This is a genomic window from Clostridium sp. AM25-23AC (assembly GCF_003435125.1).
GTDB classification, from domain to species: domain Bacteria; phylum Bacillota; class Clostridia; order Lachnospirales; family Lachnospiraceae; genus Pilosibacter; species Pilosibacter fragilis.
This window is the reverse complement of record NZ_QWGI01000054.1, coordinates 1-5,944: the sequence shown is the minus strand read 5'-3', so window position 1 is coordinate 5,944 and position 5,944 is coordinate 1. Positions and strand designations below refer to the sequence as shown.

The 5,944-nt window shown below is 48.7% G+C and carries 7 protein-coding genes; all 7 read right to left on the bottom strand.

Features of this window, described 5'->3' with window-relative positions:
- Window positions 1-303: 303 nt before the first annotated feature.
- Window positions 304-1,287: a 23S rRNA (adenine(2503)-C(2))-methyltransferase RlmN gene (gene rlmN / locus DW677_RS17195; protein ID WP_002584956.1), complete on the bottom strand. Its 984-nt coding sequence runs from the start codon at window positions 1,285-1,287 to the stop codon at window positions 304-306.
- 16 nt (window positions 1,288-1,303) lie between these two features.
- Window positions 1,304-1,456, bottom strand: a complete 153-nt coding sequence (locus DW677_RS19235; RefSeq protein ID WP_117567892.1) for a cysteine-rich KTR domain-containing protein — start codon at window positions 1,454-1,456, stop codon at window positions 1,304-1,306.
- A complete protein-coding gene (locus DW677_RS18975; protein WP_242992232.1) occupies window positions 1,446-1,712 on the bottom strand; it encodes a hypothetical protein in 267 nt (88 codons plus the stop codon). Before DW677_RS18975 ends, DW677_RS19235 begins: the two co-directional genes overlap by 11 nt.
- Before the next feature lie 249 nt (window positions 1,713-1,961).
- Window positions 1,962-2,240 (bottom strand): type II toxin-antitoxin system YafQ family toxin, encoded by a 279-nt coding sequence (locus DW677_RS17180; protein ID WP_021632616.1) that lies wholly within the window; start codon window positions 2,238-2,240, stop codon window positions 1,962-1,964.
- Window positions 2,233-2,499 carry a type II toxin-antitoxin system RelB/DinJ family antitoxin gene (locus tag DW677_RS17175; RefSeq protein WP_033119556.1) on the bottom strand — a complete coding sequence of 89 codons (267 nt, stop codon included), beginning with the start codon at window positions 2,497-2,499 and terminating at the stop codon, window positions 2,233-2,235. Before DW677_RS17175 ends, DW677_RS17180 begins: the two co-directional genes overlap by 8 nt.
- Window positions 2,500-2,754: 255 nt before the next feature.
- Complete coding sequence (locus tag DW677_RS17170; RefSeq protein ID WP_199488597.1) at window positions 2,755-4,206, bottom strand: hypothetical protein; 1,452 nt, start codon at window positions 4,204-4,206, stop codon at window positions 2,755-2,757.
- Between the two features lie 415 nt (window positions 4,207-4,621).
- Entirely contained in the window at window positions 4,622-5,869 is a 1,248-nt protein-coding gene (locus DW677_RS17165; protein ID WP_015517767.1) for a plasmid recombination protein, read from the bottom strand.
- Window positions 5,870-5,944 lie beyond the last annotated feature (75 nt).

Sequence of the window (5,944 nt, the reverse complement as noted above, 5' to 3'; positions counted from 1 at the left end):
CCTCTTTGTTACTTTCTGGTGAGAAAGTAACGCAAAAGCACTTTCACACCGCCACCCCATCGGTGCAGCGGTGTGAAAGTGCTTTGCGCCCCTAAAGGGGAGGGGTTGCCGGAGCTGCTTCACTGCCGGCTCGTGCCTGCTGCTCTGCCAGCTCCGGAGGGGCGCTGCCCCTGCCGTCTGCGGACGGCTCCCCGACCTTCATCCCACCGATAAACTGGAATTGGTCATAAAAAAGCCGATAACACATAGGTTTTTTGACCTAATGCGTTATCGGCTCTGCGTCTATGCGTCTGGCACTTTTAATCATTTTTTTTTGAATTTATTATATGTGTTAGCTAACTGTCCACAAGCCGCGTTAATCTCTCTGCCATGAGAAACTCTCATAGTAACTTCAAGTCCTGCTTGCTCTAATTGATGTTTGAATGCAACTATTTCCCGTTTCTGTGGTGCTTTAATTCTTGAATTGCTTGTTGGGTTGTATTGTAACACGTTAATCATAACTTTTTTGCCCCGAAACCATTTTGCAAGTTGTCTTACATCTGAGGGCCGGTCATTTATACCCGGTAAAAGCAAATACGCAAAGACAATTTTGCGATTATGCCTTTCAGAATAGGATAAGGCTTGCTTAACAACATCTTCAATAGCATATATGCGCATGTGAGGAATAATACGATTTCTTGCAGATTGTGTTGCTGCGTGTAAAGATATTGTCAACTGAATTTTAAGATGTTCCTCGCGCAATTTTTTTAATTGATCGACCGGACCAACTGTTGATATGGTAATGCCGTCGGTTGGAAAGTTGAGCCCATATCTATCTCGGAGAATATGGATTGCTTTTATCAAGTTGTCATAATTGAATAAAGGCTCTCCCATACCCATAAAAACGATACGGTTTACTTTTCGACGCAACAATATAATCTGTTGTACGATTTCTGACGATGTTAGATTACGAACAAAGCCATTTCGCCCGGACTCACAAAAAATACAACCAACAGGACAACCGACTTGTGTGCTCACGCAAACAGTTCCACCATCTCGCCGCTTGATAAAAACCGTTTCAATGTATTTGTTGTCTTTCAGTTCGTAAACATACTTTTCAGTATCACTGCTTTTGCAAATATTTTTTACCAACATTGATAGATTTTTTTTGCGTGGTAATTGCTTATATAATTCTTCATATAAGGCTTTTGCTTCATTCTCGCCAATAACTTCCGACATTTCTTTGTAAGTAAATCCGTATGGATCATTCCGTACTTCCGCAGGCGTATATTTAGGTAAACGTTTCATTTTTATATCCTTTCTTCTAAATAATAAAAGTTTGTTTTTCTGTATTTTTGATTACAATCTCTAATTTTTCTACATCAATGATATGCGTCAATTTGCATTTAGGGCAGAAAAGAGGAAAATCTTTTAATACAGTATCAATTCCCGATTTGTCGTTCTGTTTAGTCCCCAAAGAACCTACTAAACCAGCTACGCTTTTGAACCGGTTCTGTCTCACGCTCCGGCTGATCGGCTCCGGACTTGCCGGAAAGAAGCTGCTGATGCATTGTCCCAGCATGGAGAGCCTGGGCCGCTGCCGCAGTCTGCTGTGCCGTCACCAACGCCGAGCTGACCTCCGCCAACCTTGCGTTCAGTTCCTCGATCTGCTTGTCCTTTACAGCAAGTTGCTCGCTTTTCCGGTCTAATTCTCCCTGCAGCATAGCGATCAAAGTGGTTTCGCAAGTTTCGCAACTTGCTTTCGCCTGTTGCGAAACTTGCTTTCGTTCAACACCTAAATAATGCTGATATATGGCGGTTTTTTGACTTTCGCTGATTGCGAAACTTCCTTTCGCATCTTTCGCAACATGGTTTCGCCTACACCATGCACGAACTGCCTGTTCCGACACGCCACATTCTATTGCAATTTCCGTTATTACACCCGCCAAATATCATCACCACTCTTTCATCCGGAGTTAATCTCAAAACAAATCGCTATGAGATCCCGTCCTTATCAATTTCAAAATCAAAGTCTGCCGAACAACTTTATAGACCAACAGCCAGTCCGGCTCGATGTGACATTCTCTCATGTCCTTATAATTTCTGGAATTAGTGAGAGCATGATCTCGATACGCCTCCGGCAACGGCTGCTCGTTACACAACAGCGTGATCACTTCCTCCAACTTCTTCGGATCGCAGCCTCTCTTGATCGCAAGCTTGTAATCTCGTTTGAACTGCCCCGAAAACTCCGGCTTAAGCATTCAGCGCCTCCATCAGATCTGCAACGCTATCAAACGGACCATACATATCCTCTCCCTTTTCTGCCGCCTCCATCGCCGCATAGGTAACAGCATTCGGCTCGTCAACCTTGACTTCAAAGGGAAGTCCATGACACCTAAGTGCCTGTCGATAAAAAATACCCGTTGCCGTACTCAAATCCATTCCGAGGGACTTAAAGAGAGCTGCCGCCTGTGCTTTCAGCTCCGGCTCCATTCTTATCGTCATATTTCCTTTAGCCATAATAGCACTCCTTTCCTCGTCATTTTTAGCTTGCACTAATATTATATTCAATATTCGTGACATTTGCAAGTGCATTGCAAATGTTTTTTTGCAACTTTTCTATGAACAGTGCTTTCTATATGCTAACACCGCAGCGTGTACATTTAGGGGGTGAAAAAGCCTTATTTCGCGCGGTTTTCAAGCCTCGTTTTCGGTGGGGTAATATAAAAACCCTTCCCCGCCCCGAAAACGCCTTGTAGGGCGTTTCTGGGGCGTTTACAGCCCTTTCTTAAATTCCTCCACCAACAGATCGCTCAAAGCCTGTGATGGGCGTATTTTGACCGTTATATGCCCCTCCGGTACGGTGTCCCACCATTTGCGGATCGTTTTCGGATCAAGTCCGGTGTCCCTATGACAATCGGCCTTGCGTCCCTCTGGATGCTCCTGCCGCCACGCATAGACTTGCGCTTTCTTTTCTTCTGCCCCTTTTCTTCTCCATGTGCCGCCAGGATAATCCACTTCCTGCACCGCCCTTGCTCTTTTCAAATGCTCTTTCTGTGATCTACCATTCCTCTTGTTGCGCTCGATGCGAACATCGGTCAGAGCTTCAATATCGGAAATCGTGAAATTGTAATACTCCTTGTCGTAGGCTTCCAGCGCACTCCGTATATCTTCCTCGGTCAATGCGTTCTCATGCTTCACCATCTGCAGATCATCAAAAGCCTCTTTCATATCCTGCCGGAGCTGCTGCTTCGACACACCGCATTTGTAAGCATAGATAGCAAGGCACATCAAAAAGAAATACCGATGCCCGCCCTTTATCTCTCCGATCTGCCGCAGCCACCAATGGTAGAGCGCATACGGATCATCACCATGCACCTTTCCGGCAATATCCCACTTCTTGCGTCCTTTCTCGCCTCTCACAACAACACGCTCATACCACTCCGGATATGCCTCCCTCGCCTCAGCTCGTGTCATTTTGGATGGGCTGAAAGGCTTATTGACATCCACCCTGTTTTCTGGCTTTGCGTAGGCGTTCAGATAATCCAGCGTTACCCGTTCTCCGGTACGGAAAGCGACCAGCTCCGTCCCATGCTTGTCATTGATGCTGCCCACCATGCGGAAGCTCTGATTGATGGATTGATACTGGATCGCCTTGACCTGCGAAGTGCTGCCATACTCCCATAGCCGGAAAGTGAGGTCATATTTCAGACTTTTAAGCTGAATTTTTATATTCGGGTATAGGTCAATCGGCTGCTGGAAAACATAGTAGATATGCAGCCCTGTCCCCGACAGAACAAGGAAAGTCGGCATCGGCAACCGGCGCACTCGCTCCGGATCGCCGCCAAAGCGCAGAAAGAGGTTGCGCAGCTCGGCAAGACCTACGCCATCCAGATCGAAGATCAGAGCATACATCCGCTGGGCGTTCTCCAGCCTGTTCTCCTTTCTGCGATATGCAAGACCGCTGCACAAAGTAAGGCTGTTCCCCTCGACAAACTCCATGTAATCCTGTTCCCATGTGTCGTTATACATCTTCCTGCGCCGGAGCTTCTTATCCTCGCTCTGTTCGTCCCGATACAGATACACAGCGTTCGGATGGGAAAAATCCGTGTGCCGTTCTCCGGAGTTCTCATTGTCCGGAAACAGCTCTTTATAAAACTCATAGCCTCCGACCTCCGGATATTGTGCGCTCAAATACTCGTAGCAGCCTCGATAATTCTCGGTCATATTACCACCTCACAAAAGAAAAAGTACCAAAAAGAAAATCCGCTGCGGCGGGGATCGCCTGCGGGCGGGAAGGGGGAAAAGGGGGAGCAAAAGAGCGGCGGCTACGCCGCCTTAAAGAGAAAGTCACCTCCCCCTTTTCCCCCTCGCTGCGGGGCATTGAAAGTGCCGCCACTATGGAAAACCCGATGGGTTTACCACAGTGGCTTGGAAAACCTCTAACGAGGTTTACCACACTTCCAACACCCCTCCGCTCACCCCCCTTTTCCCCTCCGACTTTCTCCCTTTCAGAGAGAAAAAATATAGGTTGGGAGTACCCTTACAGGGGGCTTAGATTATCAATACAGCAATTCCCTATTTTCAGTTGTTATTATAGCCTGTCCGAAAGAGATTTTCAAGCCCTCCGGACAGGCTTCTTTTACAGCTCCATGCCGCCCATTCCTCGCTGGTGCTGCTGTTGCTCCTGCTGCTGTCCAATCTCCGGATCGGGCAGCAGCTCCCTCGCCTTTTCAAGCAGAGGACGCAGACGCTCCGGCAAGTGTTCTTCCAAGAAGTCCAGCATCCGACCGATGCCGTCCGTCAGACGCTCGGTGAAGCTGCGTTCCTCCTGCAGCTCGGATTGCAGATAATAGTTTTCATCGCGCAGCCTCCGGTTTTCCTGTTCAAGCCTCTGCTGCCGCTGCGCTTCTTCCAGCCGCTTCTTCATGGACGGCACCTGTGACCGCAGACGGGTGTTTTCCTCCGTCAGCTCCTGTACCTTGTGCCGATCCGTCACGCTGCGCAGTGCCATTTTCTTTAGCTGCTCGACCTGATCCACCGTCACGCCCTTTACTGCCCCTGTGAGCGTCTTTTCCGGCTGAATATCATGCAGGGGTGCATTTACCCTGTCAGCCTCCTTTAAGAGCCGCACAGTGCCTTTCAGAGCGTCCCGCTGCCGTTCCAGCTCAGCAACCTCCCGCTCTACTGCCGCTGTCTGCTGCTGCACCGCTTCCAGCCTCGCAGCCGCTTCCTTGAACTGCGGCAAGTCCATGTGCGGTCTGTTCGTGCCGAGAGAGATAATTTCAAAATCGTGCCGCTGGGCGATCTCCGTCAGAGCTTCTTTCTCCCGTTCCATCCACGCCGCCCATTCGGTCTGCTTTCTGCCGACACCGACAAACCCCTGCTGCTTCAATGCCTGTTTCATAGATACCCTTGTAGAAAGTCCTCTTGACTGCTCCGTTGCCACAGGGATAAAATCGACATGGAGATGGGGCGTTGCCTCGTCCATGTGCAGCACCATATTGAACACCCGCAGATGGGGGTTGCGTTCTGCAAAAGACTCCGCAAAATCTTTCAGAGCTGCCGCCGCCCGTTCTCCGTCCGGCGTACCGCACCCACAGTCGCTCATGTTGCCGATCTGGAAGATCGCTTCATGGAACAGCTTTTCCTGTTTACTCTGCCGGATATGCTCATAGTAGTCCGGTATCTTATCTCTCGTTTTGGTTTTCTTTGCGTTGTAGGCTGCGAGAGCTTCATCAAAGACCATATGATAGACCTGCTTCAGATCCTCGTTGCAGAAAACAATGTTCTGCTCCGTCCGGCTCCGGTCTACATTCGCCGCTGAGAAGCTGCGGTTGTTGTGCCGGATGCTCCCTGCACCTGTCATACCCGAAATCGTAACTCCCATAAAATCGCCCCCTTTCCGCTTATTCTTCCGTCCTCTATTTTATCATAAATTTCCGCTAAAAACAACCTCTTTGTT